The sequence below is a fragment of the Streptomyces sp. NPDC015346 genome, assembly GCF_043078785.1.
Taxonomy (GTDB): domain Bacteria; phylum Actinomycetota; class Actinomycetes; order Streptomycetales; family Streptomycetaceae; genus Streptomyces.
Genome location: NZ_JBIBTW010000004.1, coordinates 813,828 through 839,203, shown reverse-complemented (window position 1 = coordinate 839,203; position 25,376 = coordinate 813,828). Strand labels below are relative to the sequence as shown.

The following is a 25,376-nucleotide window of genomic DNA, read 5'->3' as shown; positions in this document are numbered from 1 at the left end:
CTGCAGGGGGGACCCTGTGGGAGAGTAGGACGCCGCCGAACAATCATTGTGGGAAAGCCCCGCACCTTATGGTGCGGGGCTTTTCTGCGTTCAGGACCTATTTCCTCGTCAGCCGTTCTGGGACGGCGAGACGAGGCCCGTGTCGTAGGCCAGGATGACCGCCTGGACGCGGTCGCCGGCGCCCGGATGCCCCCGAGGAGCTCCTCGGGCTGGGCGTCCTTGACCAGGAAGCCGCTGGAACCGGCGCGCAGGCCGTCGTAGGCGTACTCGTCGAGGTCGAAGGTGGTGACGATCAGGACGCGCGTGCGGGCGCCCGTGGCGATGATGCCGCGGGTGGCCTCGATGCCGTCGAGGCCGGGCATCCGGATGTCCATTAGGACCACGTCCGGGCGGGCTGCTTCTTGCACGACCCGGTAGAGCGTGAGTTGGGCGCCCGCTGGAAGAGGCGGCGGCCCGTACTCGGGGTCGTCGGGGATCTCCATCCGTATCGGCAGGCCCGCCGACCGTACGCCTTCGATCAGCGACTCCATGTCGACCAGGGACGGCTGCGGGTCGCGCACCGCCTCGGTGGAGTCGTCGCGCAGGATCCCGAGGAGGCGGCGGAGTTCGGCGAGGGCCTGGCGGCTCGTCGTACCGATGGCGTCGAGGGCCTGAGCGGCACGTTCGGGGCTCTTGGCCGCCGCGTACCTGCCGCCGTCCGCGAGACCGGTGATGACGGAGAGGTTGTGACCGATGATGTCGTGCATCTCCCGGGCGATCCGGGTCCGTTCGGCCGCCGCCGCCAGCTGGGCCTGCTGGTCGCGCTCGACTTCGAGGCGGCGGGCACGGTCGACGAGTGCGGCGGTGTAGTCCTTGCGGGAGCGGACCGCGATGCCGAGCAGGGCGACCATCGCGTACGCCCACAGGGTGGGGACGACCTGCTGGTCCCAACTCCCCTGGGGGTGGCGGACCGCGCCCACCACCAGCGGTGGGGCGAGTAGTGCGAGCGTCCACAGGAGGGTGCGCGGGCGTAACCGCAGGGCGATGCCGAAGACGGTGATGGACTGGAGGAAGCCGGCCTGGAGGAAGGCCCCGGTCCAGTTGTTGACGAGTGAGGCGCAGGCCATCACGGCGAGGACGGCGACGGGGTGGCGGCGGCGCCGGGCATCGGGTCGGCGGAGCCGAGGGCGCCGGCGGCCTGGGTGGGGAAGTACCGGACGGCAGTCTCCATGGCTTCGTACGGCAGCATTCCGAGGATCTCGGGCAGCACATCACACCGCCGATGAAGGCGCCGATACCGCCGGGGACGGATCGCAGCGCGGCGCCGAGGCCGAGGGCGATGACGCCGAGGAGGGTGACACCGGCGGCGTTGCCCCGATGGCGGTCAGGACGCCGTCGTCCGTGAGGGAAGCGGCCTGGTCGGTGCCGGAGAAGAAGAGCTGGGCGGTGAGGAAGGTGATCAGGGCAGTCGCGAAGGAGACGGTGAAGACGACCGCGGTGAAGACCGCGCCCTTGGCGCCCAGGACGGGCAGACGGCGCGGGACGGCGGTCATCGAGGGGGAGTGAGGGCGGGGGGGGCGTAGTACCGGGGTACGACTGTGGGTGCCCTCTCCCTCCCTCTCGGCCTCCCCTCCCCTCCCGCGTGAAAATGCCTTGTCGGTGGGGTGGGCGGTGGGGAGTATCGGCGCATGGACTACCTGATACGAACCGTTCGCGCCGACGAGTGGGAGAAGACCCGCGAGATCCGGCTGGCCGCGCTGCGCGATCCGGTGGCGCACATCGCCTTCCTGGACACGTACGAGGCCGCCGTCGAGCGTCCTGACTCGTTCTGGCGGGAGCGGGCGGAGGGCGCGAGCGAGAGCGGCGACGGGGGTGTCCGTCAGTTCGTGGCGGAGGCGCCGGACGGGAGTTGGGCGGGCACGATTTCGGTGCTGGTGGAGCGGCCCGCGGCGGAGGTGCGCTTCGGGGAGGTGGCGACGGTCGACCAGACGCACCTCGTGGGCGTGTACGTACGGCCGGAGGCGCGCGGGAGCGGGCTGGCGGAGGAGCTGTTCCGGGCGGGCGTGGAGTGGTCCTGGTCGCTGCCGGAGCCGGCGATCCAGCGGGTGCGGCTGTATGTGCACGAGGAGAACGAGCGGGCGGCGGCGTTCTACCGGCGGTTCGGGTTCGTGGCGACGGGGGAGCGGGTGGCGTTGCCGGGGGACACGGGGGGCGCGGGGGGCGCGGGGGCGTGGGAGGTGGAGTACGAGATCCGGAGGCCGGGGGGCCTCTAGCTTGGGTTCAGCGCGGACTGGCTTGGTGCACAGGGGCTTGAAGCCGTCGAACGTCCTGGTCACGGCGGACGGTCCCCGACCAGACCGGGCGGCAGCGGATCCTGCGCCTGCACCGGGCGCTCCAGGAGTGCGCAGGGAACGCCTACACGCCGGACCGGGAGGTCCTCAAGAGATGAGGCTCTCCTCCGGCCAGCGGGCGCGGGCCTGTTCCGGGGAGCGGAGGAGGGCCAGGGTCGGGAGGCCCTGGTCCTGGCCGGTTGTCAGGAGGTCCGGGAGCCGGGGGAGGGGGGCCACGGCGGCGATGTCGTCGAGGACGAGCGTCATTGGTGGGTCGAGCCGACCGTCGGATGACCGTGCGGCCATGCGGCGGCCGTGCTCGACCACGCTTGCGGTGAGAGCGGTGAGCAGAGGCATCGCGCCGGGTCGGGTGCGGGGGTCCTCGATCGGTTCACCCACCACATAGAGCGTGCCCCCTTCGGCGACGAAAGATTCCAGCGTGAGCGAATCCGTTCGATTCGGGGTGCACGCCTCCCTGATGTGGATCGAGGAGAGCGCGGACAGTGCCCGGGCGGTCAACTCCTGTGCGATCTCCCGCCGTTCCGGGTAGCCGGTCAGCGCGGACTCCAGGAGCCCGGCGTGGCCCGCGGCGGCCTTGGGGTGGGTGCGGAGGATTCGTACGGGCTCGTGGGCGCCCGTGCCCTGGGCCCAGCGGTGGACCTGCTTGAAGGGCCGGTCGTCGAGGGCGGCGGCGTGCAGCCAGCAGCGCAGGAGCGTTTCCGCGGTGTCGGCGACGGCGGCGTCCAGGCGGGACGGCGGGCGTACGGGGGCGAGGAGCGCGGCCGCGCGTTCCTGGGCCGTGGCCGGGTCCTCACAGCGGTCGGAAGGGGACCAGTGGAGGCGGGCGGGGGTGTCGCAGAGGTGCCCTGGGTCGTAGACGAGGACGGGGCCGAGCTTGCCGCGGGCGTCCTTGGTGTCCGCCCAGACGGTGGGGTCGGAGGTGACGACGAGGACCGGGCCCTCGGCGTCCCGGACGGCCTGGAGGGCGGCGGGGCGGCGGGTGGTGGGGGTGCCGTAGAGGACGCGGGGTGTACGGGGGGAGGGGAGGACCGGGTCCGGGGCGAGGCTGGGGGCGGGGGCGAGGCTGGGGGCCTTCGGCGGCTCGACAGGTGCGGGGACCTGTTCCACGGGGGTCGGGGCCGGAGGCTGCTTCAGAGGTACCGAGGCCGTGGCCGTGGCTGTGACCGTGGCCGGGGTCTCGGCGGCGAGCGGTCGTCGGGCCCGTACCGCTCTCCATCGAGCCAGCGTCCCCACCACGAACACCGCGAGGACCACCAGCACCATCAGCTCGCCGATGAGCAGACCCCAGAACAGCCCGTACCCCGACAGTTCGCCCGCCGGGGTGTCCGGCCACGCGCCCGCCAGATCCTGGGGCCGGCCGATCAGGGCGCGGACGGCCATCGGGGTCCTGGTGAAGGTGACCCCGTCCGGCCAGGCGCCCTTCGCGAAGAGCGCGGCCAGGCCGGTCGCCGTCCACACCAGCACGGTCAGGCCGAGGACGAAGCCGACGAGCGCCACCACCAGGCCGTCGGGGATGCCCCCTTGCTGCCGGCCCCGCGAGTCGTGCGACATCTCACGCCACCGTCGACTGGGTGGGGTCGTTCAGGTGCTGCTCGATGAGGGCGGCGCGCTGTTCCGTCTCCCACTCCAGCTCCGGGTCGACGGACGACTCCGTCATGGCGCGGTCGGTGTAGACGAGCGGCCGTTCCTTCTCGGTGATGAGGTGCTTGACCACCTGGACATTGCCGTTGACGTCCCAGACGGCGATACCGGGGGTGAGGGTCGGGATGATCTCGACCGCCCACCGGGGCAGGCCGAGGACCCGTCCCGTGGCCCGGGCCTCGTCGGCTTTCTGGGCATAAATGGTCCTGGTCGAGGCCATTTTGAGGATCGCCGCTGCCTCTCGGGCCGCCGCGCCGTCGACGACGTCGGAGAGGTGGTGCACGACCGCGACGAACGACAGGCCGAGCCGGCGGCCGAACTTCAGCAGCCGCTGGAACAGCTGGGCGACGAAGGGACTGTTGATGATGTGCCAGGCTTCCTCGACGAGGAAGATGCGCTTCTTCCGGTCGGGGCGGATCCAGGTGTGTTCCAGCCACACGCCGACGATCGCCATCAGGATGGGCATGGCGATCGAGTTCCGGTCGATGTGGGACAGGTCGAAGACGATGAGCGGCGCGTCGAGGTCGATGCCGACGGTCGTCGGGCCGTCGAACATGCCGCGCAGGTCGCCGTCGACCAGCCGGTCCAGGACCAGCGCGACGTCCAGGCCCCAGGCCCGTACATCGTCTATGTCGACGTTCATCGCCTCCGCGGACTCCGGTTTGGGGTGGCGGAGCTGTTCCACGATGTCGGTGAGGATCGGCTGGCGGTCGGTGACGTGTTCGTTGACGTAGGCGTGGGCGACCTTGAGCGCGAAGCCGGCGCGCTCGTCGAGGCTGTGCCCCATCGCGACCTCGATGATCGTGCGGAGCAGCGCCAGCTGCCCCGTCGTGGTGATCGAGGGGTCGAGCGGGTTGAGCCGGATGCCGGCGTCGACGGCGACCATCGGGTCGAGGCGGATGGGGGTTATTCCCAGCTCCTGGGCGATGAGGTTCCATTCGCCGACGCCGTCCTCGCCCTGGGCGTCGAGGACGACGACCTGCCGGTCGCGGAAGCGCAACTGCCTCAGGACGTACGTCTTCTCCAGCGCGGACTTGCCGTTGCCGGACTCGCCGAGGACGAGCCAGTGGGGGGCCGGGAGCTGCTGTCCGTACAGCTGGAAGGGGTCGTAGATGTAGCCCTTGCCGCTGTAGACCTCGCGGCCGATGATGACGCCGGAGTCGCCGAGACCGGGGGCGGCGGTCGGGAGGTAGACGGCCTGGGCCTGTCCGGTCGAGGTGCGTACGGGCAGCCGCGTGGTCTCCACCTTCCCGAAGAGGAAGGAGGTGAAGGCTTCGGTGAGGGCGGAGAGTGGATCTCGCATGTGCACGGGCCCCTTAGCGGCTAGCGGCGGATGCCGGTCGCGAACGGCAACGTGTTCACAAAGGCCCGGTGGTGCTCGCGGTCGCACCACTCCAGCTTCAGATACGACTTGCCGGCGGAGGCCCTGATCGTGCGCTTGTCCCTGGCCAGGGCCTCGGGCGAGCGCGACGACACAGTGATGTACCCGACGAGGTTGACCCCCGCCGCGCCACTGGCGAGATCTTCACCCCGCTGGTCGAGCCGGCCGTGGGCGGCGATGTCGCGCGGGTCGACGGTGCGGTTCATCTTGGCCTGGCGGGACGCCTCGGCCTCGTCGTTGGTCTTCTCGGTGAGCATGCGCTCGATGGCGACCTCGGTGGGTTCGAGGTCCATGGTCACGGCGACGGTGCGGATGACGTCCGGGGTGTGGACGAGGAGCGGGGCGAGGAAGTTGACGCCGACGGGGGTCATCGGCCACTCCTTCACCCAGGCGGTGGCGTGGCACCAGGGGGCGCGGGTGGAGGACTCGCGGGTCTTGGCCTGGAGGTAGGTGGGCTCCATGGCGTCGAGTTCGGCGGGCCAGGCGTTCCGCTTCGTCATGGCCTGGATGTGGTCGATCGGGTGGTCCGGGTCGTACATGGAGTGCACGAGGGAGGCGAGCCGGGACTGTCCGAGCGGCTGGCGGACCCTGATGTCGGCCTCGGCGAGGCGGGCGCAGATGTCGGTGAGTTCGCGGGCCATGACGACGGCGAGTCCGGCGTCGCGGTCGAGCTTGCGGGCGCCGGAGGTGTGGCGGGCGGCGCGCGCCATCGCGTTGGCCTCGGCGGCCAGTTCGCGGGTGTAGTGCATGCAGGCCACGAGGTAGGCGCGGTGCTGCTCGCTGGAGGTGGAGACCATCGACTGGAGCTGTTCGTACGACTCCTGGAGCCAGAGCGGGGCGTGCGGGTCGCCGCGCTGGCCGACGTCCTTGGCGTGCGCGTCGGGGTCCGCGGGGAGGGTACGGGCGAGCATCTGGAGGCGAGTGACGAAGCCGTCCCCGTTGGCGACGTGCTTGAGCAGCGTGCCGAAACGGTCCACCAGCGCTTCCTGGTCCTCGCTGTCGCGCAGTCCGACGCCGGGGCCCTCGATCTCGATGGCGGCGGTGACGGTGCGGCGGTCGGCGTGGAGGAGGACGGCGATCTCGTCGGGCCCGAAGGGGGCGGACATCCAGTTGATCCGGCCGATGCCGGGGGGCGGGCCGACCTCGACCTCACGTCCGTCGAGCCGGGTGCCGGCCTCGATGGCGGCGGAGCGGTAGGCGGTGCCCCGCTTCAGGCTCCGCTTGTAGCTGCGGTTGATCTCGAACCATTTGTAGAACGTGCGGTGCTTGTACGGGACGTAGACGGCGGCGAGCGCGAGCAGCGGGAAGCCCATCAGCAGGACGATCCGCAGGGACAGGACGGGGACGATCAGTCCGCTCATCATGCCCAGGAACGCTCCGGCGATGATCAGCGCGATCTCGCCGGTCTCGCGGTTCTTGCCGACGATCGCGTTCGGCCGGGCGCGGCCGATCAGATACGTACGGCGGGGCGTGACCGGCTGGGACTGGGTCGTCAACGCCCTCCACCTCCAGAGTTCTTTCGGTTGCTGTGCGGGGTGCCTGATGTGGGGCTGCCGCTACGCGGCGGGGGTGCGGCGGAGGGGACAGTTCCGCCGCCTCCCGCACCCGCGCCCGAGCCGACGCCCGAGCCGCCGCGGCTGCTGTGGGCGGCGACGCCGCCGGCGAGGGGGTTCGCGGACCGGGCGGGTGCGTTGCCGCCTCCGCCTCCTTGGCCTTGGCCGCCGTCGCCGCGGGTGCTGTGGGTCTTGATGCCCTGGGAGACGAGGGAGGCGGGGGAGGAGATGACGGCGGCGGCGGCGTTCTCACCGGCGCGGTGGAGCCGGTTGTTGCGGGAGGCGACGATCTCGTCGCCGAAGCCGGGTACGAAGCGGTAGATCATCGCGGAGGCGAAGATGGCCAGCAGGATGATCGCGAGGCCGGAGACGACGGCGGAGAACGAGTCGGGCCCGGTACCGGAGGAGAGCGCGCCGGCGAGTCCGAGGACGATGACGATGACCGGCTTGACGAGGATGACCGCGATCATGATGCCGGCCCAGCGGCGGACGTGGCCCCACATGTTCTTGTCGACGAGCCCGGAGTAGACGACGACACCGAGCAGGGCGCCGACGTAGAGCAGGACGGCGCGGAGGAACAGCTCGAGGTAGAGCACACCGGCGGCGAGGACGGTCACCAGCGACACGATGATCAGCATGATCGGCCCGCCGCCGATGTCGTCGCCCTTCTGCAGGGCTTCCTTGAAGCTGCCGAAGAAGACGTCGGTCTGCTGGCCGGTACCGGAGGCGATGACTTCGGTGACGGCGTCGGTGGCGTTCACGACGGTGTAGAGGATGAGGGGCGTGAACGCGGAGGCGAGGACGGTGAGCCAGAGGAAGCCGATGGCCTCGGAGATGGCGGTGGTGAGGGGGACGCCGCGGATGGCGCGCTTGGCGACGGCGAGCAGCCAGAGGAGGAGGGTGAGGACGGTGGCGGCGGCGAAGACGATGGCGTAGCGGCTGAGGAACTCGAGGTTGGTGAAGTCGACGTCGGCGGTGTCTTTCACGGCCTTGGAGAGCGCGTCGACGATGGAGATGGCGGCGTCGGCGCAGCCGCGGGCGAGGGAGGAGAGGGGGTCGAGGGCGGTGGTGGGGTCGGTGACGTTGGGGCGGGAGCTGCCGGGTTCGCCGTTCTCGCAGTACTGGCGTGCGGGGCCGCGAATGAGGTCACACGGGTTGTTGCTCGGGCTGGGTGTGGGCGTCGGCGCCGCGGCGGCACGGCCGGCCAGCAGCACGACCGACGTTTGAACGGCTGTGGCGGCAACCGCGATCGCGAGGGCCCGAGGAGGGCGCTTACCGGGCATACGTGAACCCCCCGAACTGGTGCACAGCGTCGGCCATCTCTTCCGCGCTTGAGGCAGCCTGATCGCGACCGACTGGCACCGGACCTTCCTTCTGGTCGAAGTCGGTCACTTTCCAGTCGCCGCTGACCCAATCCAGCTGGTAGGTGGTGGTGTACCAGCTCTCGGACACAGGGTTTTGAGAACCCTCGCCCGCAAGGCCGAAAAGGGACGAATACCAGACGGCGACGGTGGCTCGGTCGCCGCTGTAGCTCTCGATCTTCGATCCCACGGGGATGACCCGTGAGATGAACGTCAGCCCGCTGGGGGCCGTGCCGTCCTCCTTCAGGCCAATGCGTGCGAGGAAGCCCTTGTCCGAGTAGACCCTGTCGAGGTCGTCCCGGCGCGCGGCGGCAACTGCGGGGGCATAGACCGAGTCAACGATCTCGTGACGGCGGGAGGCCGTGAACATTTCGGCGGAACCGAGAGGTACCGCGTAGTTGACCGCCGCGCTCTGGGCGCCTTGGGCGTCTTGGGGGAAGCCGGAGGGGATCGTGCCTGTTTTGCCTGTCACCGGGGGGACGCCCGTGGCCGCCGTGGGGGCGCCGGAGGTGGTGCCGCGGGGTTTGGACTGGTCCGTGGACGGGGTGTCGCCGTCGCCTCTGTTGGCGAAGGCGATCGCGGCCAGCAGGAGGACCACGACGCCGACCACCGTGATGAGCGAGCGCGAGCTGCGCGCGGGGGTGCGGCGGGGGGCGTCGCCCTCGGGGAGGCGGGTGCGGGTCTGGCCGGAGCCGCCGAAGCCGTCGTCGTCGTGGTCGTCGCCGAGGCTCATGACGGGTACGCCCCCTCAACTGGTTGCCGCGCTGGCACGGTGTGGTGACTGGACATCAGGGAACGTGACCTCGGTGGTTAGACGGCCATCCCGTACACGATCGTGAACAGCGTCCCCAGTGATCCGATGATGAAGACCCCGGTCAGACCGGCGACGATCAGGCCCTTGCCCTGCTCGGCGCTGAACGTGTCCCGGAGGGCGGTCGCGCCGATGCGCTGCTTGGCCGCTCCCCAGATGGCGATGCCGAGGCAGAGCAGGATGGCCACGGCCATCACGACCTCGATCATCACCTTGGCCTCATTGCCCAGGCTCCCGAAAGGACCCCAGTTCGGGGCGATTCCACCGATGATGGTGGTGATGTCGCCCTTCTCGTCCGCCAGGTACATGTAACTCACCGCCCCTGTTGGGTAGTTCGTCGCCCTTGCCTCATGGCATGGGTCATCGCCCTATCTTCGCTGATGAAACCGCTCGCGTGTGACGGCTTGACGGCTCTCTTTACCCGATTCCCGCACACGTGGCCGATCCGACCGTCTTGACCTGCGGCGGTGTGGCTGGTCTCCATGCGAAGAAGCGTATGGTCACTCTGTGTATCACGGAGGGTGACTCCGGGCAATGACTGTCGTTGTTGCACTCTTGGGGGGGCGTCAGGCGTAGGAGGCGACCAGGCGGGAGAGGTGGCGGCCGGCCAGGAGGAGCGGGGTCTCCGAGCGGGTGACCTGGGCGGTGACTTCGGCGCCTTCCAGGGTGTTGATGACCGTCGCCGCGAGGTCGCGTGCCTCGGGGTCCGGGAAGCCGCAGCCGAGGAGCTTGTCGGCGACCAGCTTCTGCCAGGCCAGCAAGGCTTCGGCGCAGGCGCGTTGGATGGGGTTGTCCGTGCCGAGCGTCTCCAGGGCGGCGGCGGTGACCGGGCAGCCGTCGGTCCAGCCGGAGGCGCGGAGCTCCCTCGCCAGGAGCCGGGCGCAGGCGTCCACGGCCTCCGCGGGGTCGTCCTCGCCGTCCAGGGCGGTGCGCAGGACCTCGGCGAACTCCTCGCGGCCGTACTCCATCGCCGCGACCGCCACGGCCTCCTTCCCGCCGGGGAAGAAGTGGTAGACGGAGCCGAGGGTGGCCTCCGCCTCGGTGGCGATCTGCTTGATGCCCGTGCCGACATAGCCCTGGCGCTGGATGAGGCGGGAGGCGGCGACGACGATCCGGTCCCGAGTGGAGCCTGTCTGCATGGGATGAGTGTAGCGAGGCATTGAGTAGAGCGTTCGCTTTAGAGCTGTGCTACGTTCTTGGCCTGGCACTAAATAGAGCGTTCGTTTTAGGAGAGGACACCGCTGTGAGCAACTCCAACTCCGTCACCGTCATCGGGCTCGGCCCCATGGGCCACGCCATGGCCGGCGCCTATCTCGACCAGGGCTACCGCGTCACCCTGTGGAACCGCACCGCCTCCCGCGCCGACGACCTCGTGCGGCGCGGCGCGGTCCTCGCCCCCACACCGGCCGAGGCGGTCGCCGCCAACGAGGTCGTGGTGGTCAGCCTCACCGACTACGCGGCCCTGTACGCCGTACTGGACGGGGTCGACCCCGCCGTCCTCGCGGGCAGGGTCCTCGTCAACCTCAGCTCCGACACCCCGCACCGGGCGCGGGAAGCGGCCGACTGGGCGCGGGAGCGTGGAGCGGTCCAGCTCACCGGTGGGGTGCTCGTGCCGCCCTCCGGCATCGGCGCCGCCGGCTCCTCGGCGTTCTACAGCGGCCCGCGCGAGGTCTTCGAGGCCCACCGGCCCACCCTCGAAGTCCTCACCGGCACCGACTACCGCGGCGAGGACCCCGGCCTCGCCGCGCTCTTCTACCAGCTCAACATGGTCATGTTCTGGACGGCCCTGAGCGGCCACTGGCAAGCGCTCGCCCTCGCCGACGCGTACGGGATCAAGGCGGCCGACCTCCTGCCGTACGCCGTCAACGCCCTGGACATGAAGCAGTTCCTGGAGTTCTACGCGCCCCGCGTCGACGCCGGCGACCACTCCGGCGACGTCGACCGTCTCGCGATGGGCCTGGCCAGCGCCGAACACGTCCTGCACACCGTCACGGACGCGGGCGTCGACGGAGCCCTGCCCGCCGCCGTCGTCGAACTCTTCCGCCGTGGGGTCGAGGCCGGGCACGGGCAGGACAGCTCCTCGAGCCTGGTGGAGGTGCTCAAGCGGAGGTGAGGAGGGGGCGGCGAGGCCACCGGGCGGCGAGGGCGGGACACCTCCGATGCGCCCCCTTCGTCCACCCCCGCGATCCCGGGTCCGCCGCTTAGACTGGCCGCTGGACTGCCAAGAGCCGAGGGGTGGTTGACGGTGCGTAAGGCGGGCGCTGGGGGCAAGGCGTGGCTGATGGCCGGTGGGGTCTTCGGCGTGTGCCTGAGCTTCGTCGCGCTGCTCGTCGTCGGGACGTACTCCGCCGCCGCCGGGCTCTTCGGCGGCGCGGGCGACGCCAAGAACGGCACCGTGGGCCTTGCCAAGGGGGCCGTGCCGGCCGCGTACCAGGGGCTGGTGCAGCGGTGGGGGAACCTCTGCCCCGCCATCAACCCCGCCCTGCTCGCCGCGCAGCTCTACCAGGAGAGCGGCTGGAACCCGAGGGTCGTCTCGCCCGCCAACGCCATGGGCATCGCCCAGTTCATCCCCGGCACATGGGCCGGGCACGGCATCGACGGCGACAAGGACGGGGACCGGGACGTCTGGGACCCGGCGGACGCGATCCCGTCGGCGGCGTCGTACGACTGCGAACTCGCCGGCTATGTGAAGGACGTGCCCGGCGATCCGACGAACAACATGCTCGCCGCGTACAACGCCGGGGCGTACCGCGTCATCAAGTCCGGCGGGGTGCCGCGGATCAGCGAGACGCAGAACTACGTGCGGATCATCCGCTCCCTGGAGAAGAGCTTCGCCCGCCCCCTCGGCCGGGTCGAGCCCTCGAAGCAGGCCGCGGGGGCGATCTACTTCGCCCAGCAGAAGCTCGGTACGCCGTACCTCTGGGGCGGCACGGGAACAGCCGCGCAGAATGGCCGATTCGATTGCTCCGGGCTGACCCAGGCCGCGTACCGGACCGTCGGGATCGAGCTGCCGCGCGTGGCCAACGACCAGTACAACGCGGGGCCGCATCCCTCCCGCGGCGAACTGCTCCCCGGCGACCTGGTGTTCTTCTCCGACGATCTGACCAATTCCCGTGCCATCAGGCATGTCGGCATCTACGTCGGCGGCGGATACATGATCGACGCCCCGCGCACCGGGGCCGTGATCCGCTTCACCAAGATCGACACACCGGACTACTTCGGGGCGACGCGGGTCACCCAGGAGGGCGCGGCGGCGCTGCCGACCCACCCGGCACAAGCCTGACCATTGGCCGGAACTCTCCGTAAACCGTAGGCCCTGAGCTGCGACGACGTGTCACTCTTCGGTAACGTCAGGGTGATCTTCAGGGAAGAGCGGAACGCACGCCTCAGGCGGTTCGTTCCCTGAACCGACCGCCCAGGTCGACACACGCGACAAGGCAAGGGGCCGCAGCAGATGTCTGGACTCGCATCGGACGGTTCGAACCCCGATGTCAGCCTGCTCTACGACATCAACGGGCTGGCGAAGGACGCCCCGCCGTGGTTCGACCGCGTCATGGGGTTCGTCGGCGAGTACGGGGTCATGCTCGGGCTCGTGCTCGTCGCGCTCTGGTGCTGGTGGAGCGTCCGCCGCCGCGGCACCCTCGGTGACTCCGTCTCCGCGCTCGCGGGTCTCGTCTGGGCGCCGCTCGCCGCCGGTGTGGCGCTGCTGGTCAACATCCCCATCCGCGGATTCGTCGAGCGGCCGCGGCCGTTCAAGGATCATCGGGGGCTCGAGGTCCTCGTCGACGGCAAGACCGACTTCTCCTTCGTCAGCGACCACGCCACCATGGCGATGGCCATCGCCGTCGGAGTCTTCGTCGCCCACCGCAAGTTCGGCCTCGCCGCCATCGGGCTCGCCTTCACCGAGGCCTTCTGCCGGGTCTACATGGGCGTGCACTACCCGACCGACGTCATCGGCGGTCTGGCTCTCGGTACGGCGGTGGCGCTGCTGCTCGCCCCGCTCGCCCACGCCCTGCTGACCCCGCTGGTCTCCGCGATCGCCCGCTCGAAGCATGGCGCCCGGCTCGTCCGTTCCCGGCGCGTCGCCGAGCGCTGCCCGCTGCCCGAGACGCTCGACATCCCCGAGCCCCGGCTCGGCTCCGGCAACGGCGAGAACGAGAACGGCCTCGCGGCCTAGTCGCCATCGGCCAGGCCCGGATCGGCCAGCCCCGGCCCCGGCCGCGCTGTCCGGCCGCCGCCTGGGGCGCTGCGTGCGCCGCGTGCGCCCCGTGCGTCTAGTGCGTCGGTGCCCGCTGGGCGGTGGCCTCGTGCGCCGCCGCGTCCGTACGGGCCCGCTCGCGCGATCTTCGCGCCGGGCCCGACCAACCACAGCTGCACCGGGCGATCGCGAACGAACCGCGTTCCATGGTCGTCGTGTGATGGGGGGACTGCTCGTGCACGGAACCACGGTACTGCGCGTGACGGGCCGCCGACGCCGTCGTTATCCGTAGGGGTCTCCCCAGGACCTCCGGACCGGGGGAAGGGCGGGCCCCGGCAAGCGGTGGTACGGCGTTGGGGGTTGGCAGGCGATGGTGGTGCGGAGCGGACGCACGGGCGGGGCGTGGGCCGCCGCCGCGGCTCTGATGGTCGGCGCGTGCGCGGCCCCCGAGGCCGCCGAGCCGGGCGGTGATCCGGGCGGCGACCCGGCGACGAGCGTGCGGCAGGCGGCCGAGGTGCTGAGCCGGGCGGGGACCTCCAAGGCGAGCACGAGCATGGAGATGGCGGCCGGCGGGACCCGGGTGACCATCCGCGGCGAGGGGGGTTACGACTTCCGCCGGCGCACCGGGCACCTGGAGGTGGTCCTGCCCAAGGACGCCGCCGGGGCCGACGAGCACCGGCCCATCACCGAACTCCTCACCCCGGGCGCGCTGTACATGAAGAACCGCGGCGGCGGAGTCCCCGCCGACAAGTGGGTCCGGGTGGACACCGCCGCCCTCGACGACGGCAATCTCGTCACCAACGGGGCCACCGACCCCGCCGTCGCGGCCGAACTGCTGCGGGGCGCTCAGAAGGTCGCCTACGTCGGCGAGGTCGACCTCGCCGGGGTGCGGGTCCGCCACTACCGCGGCGTCGCGGACCTCGCGGTGGCCGCCCGGGTCGCGTCCCCGCAGGTGCGCGGGGCGCTGGCCGCCGCGGCGAAAGGGTTCGCCAAGGACGCCGTCCCGTTCGACGCGTATCTCGACGCCGAGGGCCGGCTGCGCAAGGTGCGGCACCAGTTCAGCTTCGCCAACCAGGGCCGTACGGTCGCGGTCGCGTCGACGACGCTGCTCTACGGATTCGGCACCCCCGTCGACGTACGCCTGCCGAGCCGGAAGGACCTCTACGCCGGGAAGATCAAGGCGTAGGAGGAGCCTTCCGCGACCAGACCCAAATGGTCCGGACGTGTCATGCGCGGTGTGTGGGCCGCTCCCTACGCTGGGAGACCGACGTCGGCAGGAAGAGGTGAATGCGCGTGGCTCCGCCCAGTACCGCGACAGTGCCCACCGAACAGGACCGCGTCGCTCTCGCCGAGATCGAGCTGTGCGGTGAGCTGATCATCGCGGCGTCGGCGGCCGACGAGGAGCGCCTCAGCGCGGACCGGATCGACGAGGTCCTGAGGGTGGCCGCCGAGCGCGAGACCCCCGGCGCCGGCCCCGGCCGCGGTCGCTGACCGGACGGCCGGGACGGGGCGCTCGTAAGGCGAAAGACGAACGGAAGGCGAGAGGCGAGAGGCGCACGCGTCACGCTCAGGTGCGCATCATCCGCGCGATGGCCTTCGTGGCCTCCTCGACCTTCGCGTCGATCTCGTCGCCGCCCTTCGTCGCCGCGTCGGCGACGCAGTGCCGCAGGTGCTCCTCCAGGAGCTGGAGCGCGAACGACTGCAGGGCCTTCGTGGACGCGGAGACCTGAGTGAGTATGTCGATGCAGTACGTGTCCTCGTCGACCATCCGCTGCAGGCCGCGGATCTGGCCCTCGATGCGCCGGAGCCGCTTGAGGTGCTCGTCCTTCTGCTTGTGGTAGCCGTGCACGCCGTGGTCGTGGTCGGCCGGCTCGACGGTGTCGGGGGTGACCTCGGCCGCCTCGGTGGTCGTCATCGCGTCCTCCCGCTGTCCAGAAAGGGGTTGTATACCCCTCGTGGGTATATGGTACCGATCCCCGCCGATCCCGGCCGGGGGCCCGTGCATGCCACTGTGCCTGATGGGCGACACTGAGGGGACGCCGGTTAGCCGTGGCCGGATGATGCGCCTAGCATCAGCCTGACCGAAACCCAGCACCCCGAGGACCCCACGTGCGATTTCGTCTGACCCCCAGGGAGACGAGCTTCTACGACATGTTCGCCGCGTCCGCGGACAACATCGTCACGGGCTCGAAGCTCCTCATGGAACTGCTCGGAGCGGACATGTCCGCCCGGGCCGAGATCGCGGAGCGGATGCGGGCAGCGGAACACGCCGGTGACGACGCGACCCACGCGATCTTCCACCAGCTGAACTCCTCTTTCATCACGCCCTTCGACCGCGAGGACATCTACAAGCTCGCGTCCTCCCTCGACGACATCATGGACTTCATGGAGGAGGCCGTCGACCTGGTCGTCCTCTACAACGTCGAAGAGCTCCCCAAGGGTGTCGAGCAGCAGATCGAGGTGCTGGCCCGCGCCGCCGAGCTGACCGCCGAGGCGATGCCGCACCTGCGGACGATGGACAACCTCACCGAGTACTGGATCGAGGTCAACCGGCTCGAGAACCAGGCCGACCAGATCCACCGCAAGCTGCTCGCCCACCTCTTCAACGGCAAGTACGACGCCATCGAGGTGCTCAAGCTCAAGCAGATCGTCGATGTGCTGGAAGAGGCGGCCGACGCCTTCGAGCACGTGGCGAACACGGTGGAGACCATCGCGGTCAAGGAGTCCTGAGCTTCGTGGACACCTTCGCCCTGATCGTGACCATCGGTGTCGCGCTCGGCTTCACGTATACGAACGGCTTCCACGACTCGGCCAACGCCATCGCCACCTCCGTGTCGACCCGGGCGCTGACGCCGCGGGCGGCGCTGGCGATGGCGGCCGTGATGAACCTCGCCGGAGCGTTCCTCGGCAGCGGGGTCGCCAAGACGGTCAGCAAGGGCCTGATCGAGACGCCGTCGGGCAGCAAGGGAATGGGCATTCTCTTCGCCGCGCTGGTCGGCGCGATCGTGTGGAACCTGGTCACCTGGTACTTCGGTCTGCCCTCGTCCTCCTCGCACGCTCTGTTCGGCGGCATGGTGGGCGCGGCGCTGGCCGGCGGGATCGACGTCATCTGGTCCGGGGTCGTCGAGAAGATCGTCATCCCGATGTTCATCTCGCCGGTCGTCGGTCTGCTCCTCGGCTATCTGGTCATGTGCGTGATCCTGTGGATCTTCCGCAGGTCCAACCCGCACAAGGCCAAGCGCGGCTTCCGCATCGCCCAGACGGTGTCGGCGGCGGGTATGGCCCTCGGTCACGGTCTCCAGGACGCCCAGAAGACGATGGGCATCGTGGTGATGGCCCTGGTCATCGCCGACGTCGAGCAGGCCGGTGACACGATCCCGGTCTGGGTCAAGATCGCCTGTGCGGTGATGCTGTCGCTCGGTACGTACGCCGGTGGCTGGCGCATCATGCGAACCCTGGGCCGTCGGATCATCGAGCTGGACCCGCCGCAGGGGTTCGCGGCGGAGACGACGGCGGCGTCCGTGATGTACACGGCCTCGTTCATGTTCCACGCGCCGATCTCGACGACGCACGTGATCACCTCGGCGATCATGGGTGTCGGCGCGACGAAGCGGGTGAACGCGGTGCGGTGGGGCGTCGCGAAGAACATCATTCTGGGGTGGTTCATCACGATGCCGGCCGCCGCGCTGGTGGCGGCGGTGAGCTACTACGTGGTGAAGCTCTTCTTCGGCTAGCCGCGGGCACCCGGAACGCATACGGGCCCGGCTCCCCTGTAGGGGGGCCGGGCCCTTCGTCATGCGGTGGCACCGCCATGCAGCACCGCACAACGGTCTCGGGGTTATCCGAAGCGGCCGGAGATGTAGTCCTCGGTCGCCTGGACGCTCGGGTTGGAGAAGATGCGCTCGGTGTCGTCCAGTTCGATCAGCTTGCCCGGCTGGCCCACGGCCGCCAGGTTGAAGAAGGCCGTACGGTCCGAGACGCGGGCCGCCTGCTGCATGTTGTGCGTCACGATGACGATCGTGAAGCGCTCCTTCAGCTCGCCGATCAGGTCCTCGATCGCCAGCGTCGAGATCGGGTCGAGGGCCGAGCAGGGCTCGTCCATGAGCAGGACGTCCGGCTCGACCGCGATCGCGCGGGCGATGCACAGGCGCTGCTGCTGACCACCGGAGAGGCCGGAGCCCGGCTTGTTCAGGCGGTCCTTGACCTCGTTCCAGAGGTTCGCTCCCTTGAGGGAGCGCTCGACGATGTCGTTGAGCTCGGACTTCTTGTAGCGGCCGTTCAGCCGGAGGCCCGCCGCGACGTTGTCGAAGATCGACATGGTCGGGAAGGGGTTCGGGCGCTGGAAGACCATGCCGACCGTACGGCGCACGGCGACCGGGTCGACGTGGGAGCCGTACAGGTTCTCGTCGTCCAGCATCACCTTGCCCTCGACGCGGCCACCGGGGGTGACCTCGTGCATCCGGTTCAGGGTGCGCAGGAAGGTGGACTTGCCGCAGCCGGAGGGGCCGATGAAGGCCGTCACCGAGCGGGGCTCGACCGTCATGGAGATGTCGTCGATCGCCTTGTGGGCGCCGTAGTACGCGGAGAGGCCGCTGACGTCGATTCGCTTGGCCATATCAATTCACTTCCAGAGGTGACCGCTCAGCGGCCGGTCTTGGGGGCCTTCCAGCGGGCGATGCCGCGGGCCACCAGGTTGAGGATCATGACGAAGGCGATCAGGACGAGCGCGGCGGCCCAGGCGCGGGCCACGGCGGCGTCGGTGCCGACCGCGTACTGCTCGTACACGTACAGCGGCAGCGAGGACTGGGCGCCTTCGAAGGGGTTCGGGTTGATGAGCTTCGTACCGAACACGAGGAGCAGCACGGGGGCCGTCTCACCGGTGATGCGGGCGACCGCGAGCATGACGCCCGTGGTGATGCCGCCGATCGCGGTGGGCAGGACCACCTTCAGGATCGTGCGCCACTTCGGGATGCCGAGGGCCAGGGAGGCCTCGCGCAGCTCGTTGGGGACGAGCTTGAGCATCTCCTCGGTGGAGCGGACCACGACCGGCATCATCAGGATGGCGAGGGCCATCGCGCCGGCGAATCCGGAGGGCCCGAAGCCCAGCATCAGATTCCAGGTGGCGAGGATGAACAGGCCCGCGACGATCGAGGGGATGCCCGTCATGACGTCGACGAAGAAGGTGACGGCCTGGGAGAGCTTCCCGCCGCCGTACTCGACCAGGTAGACCGCGGTCAGCAGGCCGATCGGCGCGGCGATCAGGGTGGCGATGCCGACCTGCTCGATGGTGCCGAGCAGCGCGTGGTAGACGCCGCCGCCGGCCTCGGCGTCGAGGACGCCGTTCATCGAGTGGGTGAGGAAGTACGGGTCGAGGACCTCGAGGCCCTTGCTGATCGTGACCCAGGCGAGGGAGAGCAGCGGGACGACGGCCAGGATGAAGCAGACCCAGACGAGGCTGGTCGCGACCCGGTCCTTGGCCTGCCGGGAGCCCTCCACCTTGGTGGTGATCGCGTAGGTGGCGAGGACGAAGAACAGGGCGGCGATCATGCCCCACTGGACGCGGCTGTGCCAGCCGGCGGCGAGTCCGAGGCCGACGGCAGCGGCGATCGAGCCGGCGGCGCTGGCGAACGGCGTCCAGCGGGGGAGCCGGGCGTGCCGCAGCGGGTCGTGCTTCACGGCGGTGGTCGTCACCGGCGGACGGTCCTGGATGGTGTTCTGGCTCATGCCGCGGCCCCCGAGTACTCCTTGCGGCGGGCGATGATCCAGCGGGCCGCGCCGTTGACCAGCAGGGTGATGGCGAAGAGGACGAGGCCGGAGGCGATCAGCGCGTCACGGCCGAACTCGTTGGCCTCGTTGAACTTCGCCGCGATGTTCTGGGCGAAGGTGCCGCCGCCCGGGTCGAGGAGGCGGCCCGAGATGACGAAGCTGGGGGAGAGGACGACGGCGACGGCCATGGTCTCGCCGAGCGCTCGGCCGAGGCCCAGCATCGAGGCGGAGATGATGCCCGAGCGGCCGAAGGGGAGGACCGACATCCGGATGACCTCCCAGCGCGTGGCGCCGAGGGCGAGCGCGGCCTCTTCGTGCATCTTCGGGACCTGGAGGAAGACCTCGCGGGTCACGTTGGTGATGATCGGCAGGATCATGATCGCCAGCAGGATGCCCACGGTGAACAAGGACCGGGCGACGCCGTCGCTGGACTTGTCGAAGATGTACGTCCAGCCCATGTAGTCGTCGAGCCACTGGTTCAGGCCGGCCAGGTACGGGACCAGGAAGATCGCGCCCCACAGGCCGTAGATGATGCTGGGGACGGCGGCGAGCAGGTCGACGACGTACGCGAGCGGCTTGGCCAGCTTGCGCGGGGCGTAGTGCGAGATGAACAGCGCGATGCCGATCGCGACCGGCACGGCGATGACCATGGCGATGATCGACGAGACGACCGTGCCGAAGGCGAGGACCGCGATGCCGAAGACCGGGGGCTGGCCGGCCGGGTTCCACTCGGAGGTGGTGAGGAAGTTCGTGGAGTCCTGGGAGATCGCGAGGACGGCGCGGTAGGTGAGGAAGACCGCGATGGCGGCCATGATCACCAGCAGGGTGATGCCGGAGCCGCGGGACAGGCCGACGAAGACCTTGTCGCCGGGGCGGGACGCGCCGTTGGCGCGCCGGCTGTTGCGTATGGGTGGTGTCGTTGTCACCATCGGTCTCTCCGGTCTGCGGGGCGGGTACGGAGGTACGGGCCCCTGGCGGCGGTGCACCGGATGCCGGTGCCGGTCCGTCGGGTTCGGGTGAGTGACGGACCGGCTCCGGCCGGGGGTCAGGACAGGGTGGGGACGATCTCGCGGACCTTGGTCGCGATCTCGGCCGGGAGCGGGGCGTAGCCGGCGTCGGCGAGGACCTTCTGGCCCTCCTCGCTGACGGTGTAGTTCAGGAACGCCTTCAGGGTCGGCAGGGTCTCCGCCTTGTTGCCCTTGTCGCAGGCGATCTCGTACGTCACGAGGATGAGCGGGTAGGCGCCCTCGGCCTTGGTGGCGTAGTCGAGGGAGAGGGCCAGGTCGCTGCCGGTGCCCTTGACCTTGGCGGCGGCGATGGCCTTGGAGGCGTTCTCCGTGGTGGCGTCGACCGGGGCGGCGGCACCGGTGTTGACCTTGACCGTGGAGATCTTGTTGGCGGTCGCGTAGGAGAGCTCGAAGTAGCCGATGGAGCCCTCGGCGTCCTTCACCGCGGTGGCGACACCGGAGGAGCCGTTGGCGGCCTGGCCGCCGGGGGCGGGCCACGACTTCGCCTTCGGGTCGTGCTTCCAGTCGGCCGGGGCGGCGGTGGAGAGGTACTTGCCCAGGTTCTGGGTGGTGCCCGACTCGTCGGAGCGGTGGAAGGCCTGGATCGTGGAGTCCGGCAGCTTGGCGCCCGGGTTGAGCTTGGCGATCGCCGGGTCGTTCCACTTGGTGATCTTCGTGTCGAAGATCTTGGCGATGGTGGAGGCGTCCAGGACCAGGTTGTCCACGCCGTCCAGCTTGTAGCCGATGGCGATGGGGCCGCCGACCATCGGCAGGTTGATGCCCTTGCCGCCCTTGCAGATCTTCTGCGACTCGGCGACCTCTTCCTCCTTCAGGGCGGAGTCGGAGCCGGCGAAGGCGACCTGGCCCTGGTTGAACTTGGTGATGCCGCCGCCGGAGCCGATGGCCTGGTAGTTGACCTCGACACCCTCACAGGCGGCCTGGAAGTTCTTGACCCACAGGTCCATGGCGTTCTTCTGCGCGCTGGAGCCGGCGGCGAGCAGCTGGCCCTTGGCACCGTCGCACTTGATGTTCGACGCGGCGGCGGAGGTCTTGTCGCCGTTCGGGGCAGCGGTGTTGTCGTCCGAACCACACGCCGTGAGGACCAGGGCGCCGGAGACGGCGAGGGCGCCGAGCGCGGTGGCGCGAAGCCCGTTCTTGCGCGAAAGCTTCACTTTCGGGTGTTCCTTCCAGAAGCCGCCTGCCGCGGACCTTGGTGTCCTGAACGTTCTACGGCGGCGCGTGTCGGGGTTATGCGTGCGTCGCTGTGCTTGTGCACCTTGTACGGCCGAAATTAGGCAGATCAGGTGAAGCGGTCTGCCGGGGAGAGTGAACGGCAGGTGAACCGTGCCGGAAGGCCGGGTGCGGGGTCCGCGGGCGGTCGCCGTCAGTGGCGGGTCGTCGACAGCAGGGCGTCGAGGAGGTCACGGTCCCTGGGCTGGGTCAGGCGGGTACGGGCCGCCGCCGGCGGGAGCCAGAGGAGGCGGTCGACCTCGCCGGTGGGGGTGAACGTGCCGCCCAGGGCCTCGGCCGCCCAGTACGTGACCTCCTTCGGGCGGCCGTTCGCCACGTAGCGGACCGTCGGCAGACGGGGCCCGAGGAGGCAGTTCTGGCCGGTTTCCTCCCTGACCTCGCGCACGGCGCACGCCCGCGGCGTCTCGTCCCGTTTCAGCTTGCCCTTGGGCAGGGACCAGTCGTCGTACTTCGGCCGGTGTACGAGGGCGATCTCGATGCCCTCGCCGCCGCCGCCGGGCGCCCGGCGCCACAGGACGCAGCCGGCCGCCCGTACCGGCTCCTGCGGTGTCATGGGACGGCCGCCGTCGCTCTGCGCCAGGCGTGCTGGAAGGCGAAGCGGGCCGCCTCGACCTCATGGCGCTGGTCCGCGTGGAGGACGCCGAGGGCGTAGGCGGTGGCCGGGGCGATCCGCGGGGTGCGGGCCGCCGTGGCCGCGGCGGTGGCCGCCTCCGCGGCGTCGCGGTGGCGGTCCAGGGCGCGCCCCGCCTCGTAGAGGACGGGGTCGGGGGTGGTACGGGTGTGCAGGACCTCGGAGGCGTAACGGTGCAGGCGCAGCAGGAGCCGGGTCTGGTGCCAGGGCGCGTCCTGGGCCTCGCCGGCGGCGAGGCCGAGGGCCTCGGCGTTGTACGGGTGGGCCGCGCGGGCCAGGGGCAGGCCGGCCACCGCGTCCAGGAGCCGGCGCTCGACGGCCTCGGCGGGCGCGTCGAGGACCTCGACGGCCGGGGCCGCCCCGGCCGGGCCGAGCGGGACCTCGGAGGCGAGGAGGGCGACGGCGTCGGCGACCGCGTGGAAGCGGGAGGAGCCGAGGGCCTGGAGCGCCGCCGAGTGGGCTCGGGTACGGGCCAGGGTGAGCTGGCGTTCGAGGAGGGCGCCGGCCCGGGCGGCGCCGACGGTGAGGCCGGCGCCGCCCGCGCCCCGGGGGGCCGGCACCGGGCCGCTGCCGCTCGACAGGCGGGACAGCGCGTCCACCAGGCGGACGAGCCGCGAGGTGCAGGCGTGCTCCAGGGCCAGGGTCCCGGACAGCCAGGCCAGCTCCGTGCGCAGCTGGTCGGCCCAGGCGGCGTCCAGGAGGGGCCGGAAGGTGTGCAGGGTCCCGCCGATGCGGCGGGCGGCCGCGCGCAGGGAGCGGGCCGCCTCCTCCGCGCCGGCGGTGTCCGCGCCGCTCTCGGCGTGCAGGCGCAGGCCGCGCAGGAAGTCGCCGGCCCGGGCCTGCAGGTAGGGGGTGAGGACCTCGCCCGCGGTGACCCCTCTCCCGGATTCCCCGGTGAATGATCTGGGGGATCCGGGGGATCCGGCCGGGACTCTCGCCGTGAGGTCCGCGGAGGCTTCCGTGGGGAGGTCGTGGTCAGGGTTGTGCACGCCGGCGCCTCCGCGCGTCGATGAGCATCTCCTGGACGTGCCGCAGCGGCTGGCCTTCGGGATCGGTCGCGTGGCGCGTCCAGTTCCCGTCCGGGCCAAGGTGCCAGGAGGAGGTGGTGTCGGACATTCCGGTCTCCAGGAGCCGGGTCAGGGCCGCCCGGTGGGCCGGGTCGGAGACCCGCACCAGCGCCTCTATGCGCCGGTCCAGGTTCCGGTGCATCATGTCGGCGCTGCCCAGCCAGACCTCCGGCTCGCCGCCGTTGCCGAAGGCGAAGACCCGGGAGTGCTCCAGGAAGCGGCCGAGGATCGAGCGGACCCGGATGTTCTCGGACAGGCCGGTGACGCCGGGGCGCACGGCGCAGATGCCGCGGACCCAGATGTCCACCGGGACGCCCGCCTGCGCGGCCCGGTAGCAGGCGTCGATGACGGCCTCGTCGACCAGCGAGTTGACCTTGATCCGGACGTAGGCGGGCCGGCCGGCCCGGTGGTGGGCGATCTCCTTGTGGATCCGGGAGACCAAACCGTCCCGCAGGGACTTCGGGGCGGTGAGCAGCCGCCGGTAGGTCTCGCGGCGGGAGTAGCCGGAGAGCCGGTTGAACAGGTCGGAGAGGTCGGCGCCGACCTGCGGGTCGGCGGTGAGCAGGCCGAGGTCCTCGTAGAGCCGGGCGGTCTTGGGGTGGTAGTTGCCGGTGCCGACGTGCGAGTAACGGCGCAGCACGTCGCCCTCCTGCCGGACCACGAGCGACAGCTTGCAGTGCGTCTTGAGGCCGACGAGGCCGTAGACGACGTGGCAGCCGGCCTCCTCCAGCTTGCGGGCCCACTTGATGTTGGCCTGCTCGTCGAAGCGGGCCTTGATCTCGACGAGGACGAGGACCTGCTTGCCGCTCTCGGCGGCGTCGATGAGCGCGTCGACTATGGGGGACTTGCCGGAGGTCCGGTACAGCGTCTGCTTGATGGCGAGGACGTCCGGGTCGGCCGCCGCCTGCTCCAGGAAGGCCTGGACGGAGGTGGAGAAGGAGTCGTACGGGTGGTGCAGCAGCACGTCCCGCTCGCGCAGCGCCATGAAGATGTCGGGCGCGGAGGCCGACTCGACCTCGGCCAGGTCGCGGTGGGTGCCGGCGACGAACTTGGGGTACTTCAGCTCTGGCCGGTCCAGGGACGCGATGCCGAAGAGTCCGGTCAGGTCGAGCGGGCCGGGCAGCGGGTAGACCTCGGCGTCGGAGACCTTCAGCTCGCGGACGAGCAGATCGAGGACGTACGGGTCGATGGACTCCTCGACCTCCAGGCGGACCGGCGGTCCGAAGCGGCGCCGGAGCAGCTCCTTCTCCAGCGCCTGGAGCAGGTTCTCCGTGTCGTCCTCCTCGACCTCCAGGTCCTCGTTCCGGGTCACCCGGAACATGTGGTGGGCCAGCACCTCCATGCCGGGGAAGAGCTCCTCCAGGTGCGCCGCGATGACGTCCTCCAGGGGGACGTAACGCTGCGGGGAAGCCTCCAGGAAGCGGGTGAGGAGCGGCGGCACCTTGACGCGGGCGAAGTGCCGGTGGCCGCTGACCGGGTTGCGTACGACCACGGCGAGGTTCAGCGAGAGTCCCGAGATGTACGGGAAGGGGTGCGCGGGGTCGACGGCGAGCGGGGTGAGGACCGGGAAGATCTGCTGCCGGAACAGGGTGAAGAGCCGCGCCTGCTCCTTCTCCGTGAGCTCGGGCCAGCGGATGAGGTGGACGCCCTCGTCCGCGAGGGCCGGGGCCACGTCCTGCTGGAAGCAGGCGGCGTGCCGGGCCATGAGCTCGCGCGAGCGGGTCCAGATCAGGTCGAGCACCTCGCGCGGCTGGAGACCGGAGGCGGAGCGGGTGGCGACACCCGTGGCGATGCGGCGCTTGAGGCCGGCGACGCGGACCATGAAGAACTCGTCGAGGTTCGACGCGAAGATGGCGAGGAAGTTCGCTCGCTCCAGCAGGGGAGTGGCGGGGTCCTCGGCCAGTTCGAGCACGCGCTCGTTGAACGCGAGCCAGCTGCGCTCCCGGTCGAGGAAGCGGCCTTGGGGAAGCTCGCCGGCGGTGCCGTCGTCCTCGTACGCGTCCAGATCGGCGTCGAGGTCGGGCTCCAGGTCCGAGACCGGGCCGGAGGAGACCGTGTGGGGGCGGTGTGCGGCTATGGAACCGACGGTGGGCTGGCCGTTCGAGCCGTTCTGCGCGGACTCGGGGGCGGACGGCGTGGCGGAGGACTGGACCGGGACCTCGGCGGGCTGCTGGCTCATGGCCCCATTCTTCCGCGCGAAGGGGTGGTCGGGCGCGTCGGAGCGGGCCGTGGTGGAGGGAAGTCTCCCTTTGGGGAGCGCCTTGTGGGGCGCGTGCACGGCGGGCTTCATTGCGTGAGCGTCGCAAGCGCGTCTGAATGGCCGGTAACGGTGACGTGTCGTACGGGCGACCGTGGGCGATGGTGTGCGGTGGAACCGGG

General features: G+C 70.5%; 23 protein-coding genes and 2 pseudogenes. 8 read left to right on the top strand and 17 right to left on the bottom strand.

The window, feature by feature from the left end:
* Positions 1–251: 251 nt before the first annotated feature.
* A pseudogene (locus ACF06X_RS19065) lies at positions 252–1,139 on the bottom strand (histidine kinase); the annotation flags it as partial.
* Positions 1,115–1,535: pseudogene (locus ACF06X_RS19060) on the bottom strand (ABC transporter permease); the annotation flags it as partial. The pseudogenes ACF06X_RS19060 and ACF06X_RS19065, both read right to left, overlap by 25 nt.
* 132 nt (positions 1,536–1,667) lie before the next feature.
* Here ACF06X_RS19060 and ACF06X_RS19055 point away from each other — a divergent pair.
* Positions 1,668–2,252 carry a GNAT family N-acetyltransferase gene (locus tag ACF06X_RS19055; protein WP_392288407.1) on the top strand — a complete coding sequence of 195 codons (585 nt, stop codon included), beginning with the start codon at positions 1,668–1,670 and terminating at the stop codon, positions 2,250–2,252.
* Between the two features lie 165 nt (positions 2,253–2,417).
* On the opposite strand, the gene ACF06X_RS19050 is transcribed toward ACF06X_RS19055, so the two are convergent.
* From ACF06X_RS19050 to ACF06X_RS19020, 7 genes are all read right to left on the bottom strand, one after another.
* The gene (locus ACF06X_RS19050) at positions 2,418–3,881 is read right to left on the bottom strand and encodes a type IV secretory system conjugative DNA transfer family protein (RefSeq protein ID WP_392288406.1); all 1,464 of its coding nucleotides are present in this window, start codon (positions 3,879–3,881) and stop codon (positions 2,418–2,420) included.
* A 1-nt stretch (position 3,882) separates the two neighbouring features.
* The gene (locus ACF06X_RS19045) at positions 3,883–5,274 is read right to left on the bottom strand and encodes an ATP-binding protein (protein ID WP_392288405.1); all 1,392 of its coding nucleotides are present in this window, start codon (positions 5,272–5,274) and stop codon (positions 3,883–3,885) included.
* A 20-nt stretch (positions 5,275–5,294) separates the two neighbouring features.
* Positions 5,295–6,848: an SCO6880 family protein gene (locus ACF06X_RS19040; RefSeq protein ID WP_392288404.1), complete on the bottom strand. Its 1,554-nt coding sequence runs from the start codon at positions 6,846–6,848 to the stop codon at positions 5,295–5,297.
* Positions 6,845–8,188 (bottom strand): hypothetical protein, encoded by a 1,344-nt coding sequence (locus tag ACF06X_RS19035; RefSeq protein ID WP_392288403.1) that lies wholly within the window; start codon positions 8,186–8,188, stop codon positions 6,845–6,847. The genes ACF06X_RS19040 and ACF06X_RS19035 overlap by 4 nt, the downstream gene beginning before the upstream one ends.
* Positions 8,178–8,999, bottom strand: a complete 822-nt coding sequence (locus tag ACF06X_RS19030; RefSeq protein ID WP_392288402.1) for a hypothetical protein — start codon at positions 8,997–8,999, stop codon at positions 8,178–8,180. Before ACF06X_RS19030 ends, ACF06X_RS19035 begins: the two co-directional genes overlap by 11 nt.
* Positions 9,000–9,076: 77 nt before the next feature.
* Positions 9,077–9,385, bottom strand: coding sequence for a hypothetical protein (locus ACF06X_RS19025; protein ID WP_392288447.1), 309 nt, complete (start codon positions 9,383–9,385; stop codon positions 9,077–9,079).
* A gap of 258 nt (positions 9,386–9,643) precedes the next feature.
* Positions 9,644–10,216 carry a TetR/AcrR family transcriptional regulator gene (locus ACF06X_RS19020; protein ID WP_392288401.1) on the bottom strand — a complete coding sequence of 191 codons (573 nt, stop codon included), beginning with the start codon at positions 10,214–10,216 and terminating at the stop codon, positions 9,644–9,646.
* A 104-nt stretch (positions 10,217–10,320) separates the two neighbouring features.
* Between ACF06X_RS19020 and ACF06X_RS19015 the strand changes: the two genes are divergently transcribed.
* From ACF06X_RS19015 to ACF06X_RS18995, 5 genes are all read left to right on the top strand, one after another.
* The gene (locus ACF06X_RS19015; RefSeq protein ID WP_392288400.1) at positions 10,321–11,190 is read left to right on the top strand and encodes an NAD(P)-dependent oxidoreductase; all 870 of its coding nucleotides are present in this window, start codon (positions 10,321–10,323) and stop codon (positions 11,188–11,190) included.
* Positions 11,191–11,358: 168 nt separating this feature from the next.
* Entirely contained in the window at positions 11,359–12,360 is a 1,002-nt protein-coding gene (locus tag ACF06X_RS19010; protein WP_392288399.1) for an NlpC/P60 family protein, read from the top strand.
* A 171-nt stretch (positions 12,361–12,531) separates the two neighbouring features.
* Entirely contained in the window at positions 12,532–13,254 is a 723-nt protein-coding gene (locus tag ACF06X_RS19005) for a phosphatase PAP2 family protein (protein ID WP_392288398.1), read from the top strand.
* A gap of 391 nt (positions 13,255–13,645) precedes the next feature.
* Positions 13,646–14,461 (top strand): hypothetical protein, encoded by an 816-nt coding sequence (locus tag ACF06X_RS19000; protein ID WP_392288397.1) that lies wholly within the window; start codon positions 13,646–13,648, stop codon positions 14,459–14,461.
* Between the two features lie 101 nt (positions 14,462–14,562).
* Complete coding sequence (locus ACF06X_RS18995; RefSeq protein WP_392288396.1) at positions 14,563–14,766, top strand: hypothetical protein; 204 nt, start codon at positions 14,563–14,565, stop codon at positions 14,764–14,766.
* A gap of 76 nt (positions 14,767–14,842) precedes the next feature.
* Here the strand turns inward: ACF06X_RS18995 and ACF06X_RS18990 are convergent, their stop codons facing one another.
* Entirely contained in the window at positions 14,843–15,190 is a 348-nt protein-coding gene (locus ACF06X_RS18990) for a metal-sensitive transcriptional regulator (protein WP_392288395.1), read from the bottom strand.
* Positions 15,191–15,384: 194 nt separating this feature from the next.
* Between ACF06X_RS18990 and ACF06X_RS18985 the strand changes: the two genes are divergently transcribed.
* Together ACF06X_RS18985 and ACF06X_RS18980 are read left to right on the top strand one after the other, a co-directional pair.
* The gene (locus ACF06X_RS18985) at positions 15,385–16,005 is read left to right on the top strand and encodes a DUF47 domain-containing protein (RefSeq protein ID WP_392288394.1); all 621 of its coding nucleotides are present in this window, start codon (positions 15,385–15,387) and stop codon (positions 16,003–16,005) included.
* A 5-nt stretch (positions 16,006–16,010) separates the two neighbouring features.
* Positions 16,011–17,009 (top strand): anion permease, encoded by a 999-nt coding sequence (locus ACF06X_RS18980; RefSeq protein WP_392288393.1) that lies wholly within the window; start codon positions 16,011–16,013, stop codon positions 17,007–17,009.
* Between the two features lie 104 nt (positions 17,010–17,113).
* On the opposite strand, the gene pstB is transcribed toward ACF06X_RS18980, so the two are convergent.
* The 7 genes from pstB to ACF06X_RS18945 form a co-directional block, all read right to left on the bottom strand.
* Positions 17,114–17,890, bottom strand: a complete 777-nt coding sequence (gene pstB / locus ACF06X_RS18975) for a phosphate ABC transporter ATP-binding protein PstB (protein WP_355104277.1) — start codon at positions 17,888–17,890, stop codon at positions 17,114–17,116.
* A 26-nt stretch (positions 17,891–17,916) separates the two neighbouring features.
* Complete coding sequence (pstA, locus tag ACF06X_RS18970; protein ID WP_392288392.1) at positions 17,917–18,999, bottom strand: phosphate ABC transporter permease PstA; 1,083 nt, start codon at positions 18,997–18,999, stop codon at positions 17,917–17,919.
* The gene (gene pstC, locus ACF06X_RS18965; RefSeq protein ID WP_392288391.1) at positions 18,996–19,970 is read right to left on the bottom strand and encodes a phosphate ABC transporter permease subunit PstC; all 975 of its coding nucleotides are present in this window, start codon (positions 19,968–19,970) and stop codon (positions 18,996–18,998) included. The genes pstA and pstC overlap by 4 nt, the downstream gene beginning before the upstream one ends.
* Before the next feature lie 116 nt (positions 19,971–20,086).
* Positions 20,087–21,220 carry a phosphate ABC transporter substrate-binding protein PstS gene (pstS, locus tag ACF06X_RS18960; protein ID WP_392288390.1) on the bottom strand — a complete coding sequence of 378 codons (1,134 nt, stop codon included), beginning with the start codon at positions 21,218–21,220 and terminating at the stop codon, positions 20,087–20,089.
* A gap of 212 nt (positions 21,221–21,432) precedes the next feature.
* On the bottom strand, positions 21,433–21,852 hold the full coding sequence (locus ACF06X_RS18955) for an NUDIX hydrolase (RefSeq protein WP_392288389.1): 420 nt from the start codon (positions 21,850–21,852) through the stop codon (positions 21,433–21,435).
* Entirely contained in the window at positions 21,849–22,919 is a 1,071-nt protein-coding gene (locus tag ACF06X_RS18950) for a CHAD domain-containing protein (protein ID WP_392288388.1), read from the bottom strand. The genes ACF06X_RS18955 and ACF06X_RS18950 overlap by 4 nt, the downstream gene beginning before the upstream one ends.
* The gene (locus tag ACF06X_RS18945) at positions 22,906–25,176 is read right to left on the bottom strand and encodes an RNA degradosome polyphosphate kinase (protein ID WP_392288387.1); all 2,271 of its coding nucleotides are present in this window, start codon (positions 25,174–25,176) and stop codon (positions 22,906–22,908) included. The genes ACF06X_RS18950 and ACF06X_RS18945 overlap by 14 nt, the downstream gene beginning before the upstream one ends.
* Positions 25,177–25,376 lie beyond the last annotated feature (200 nt).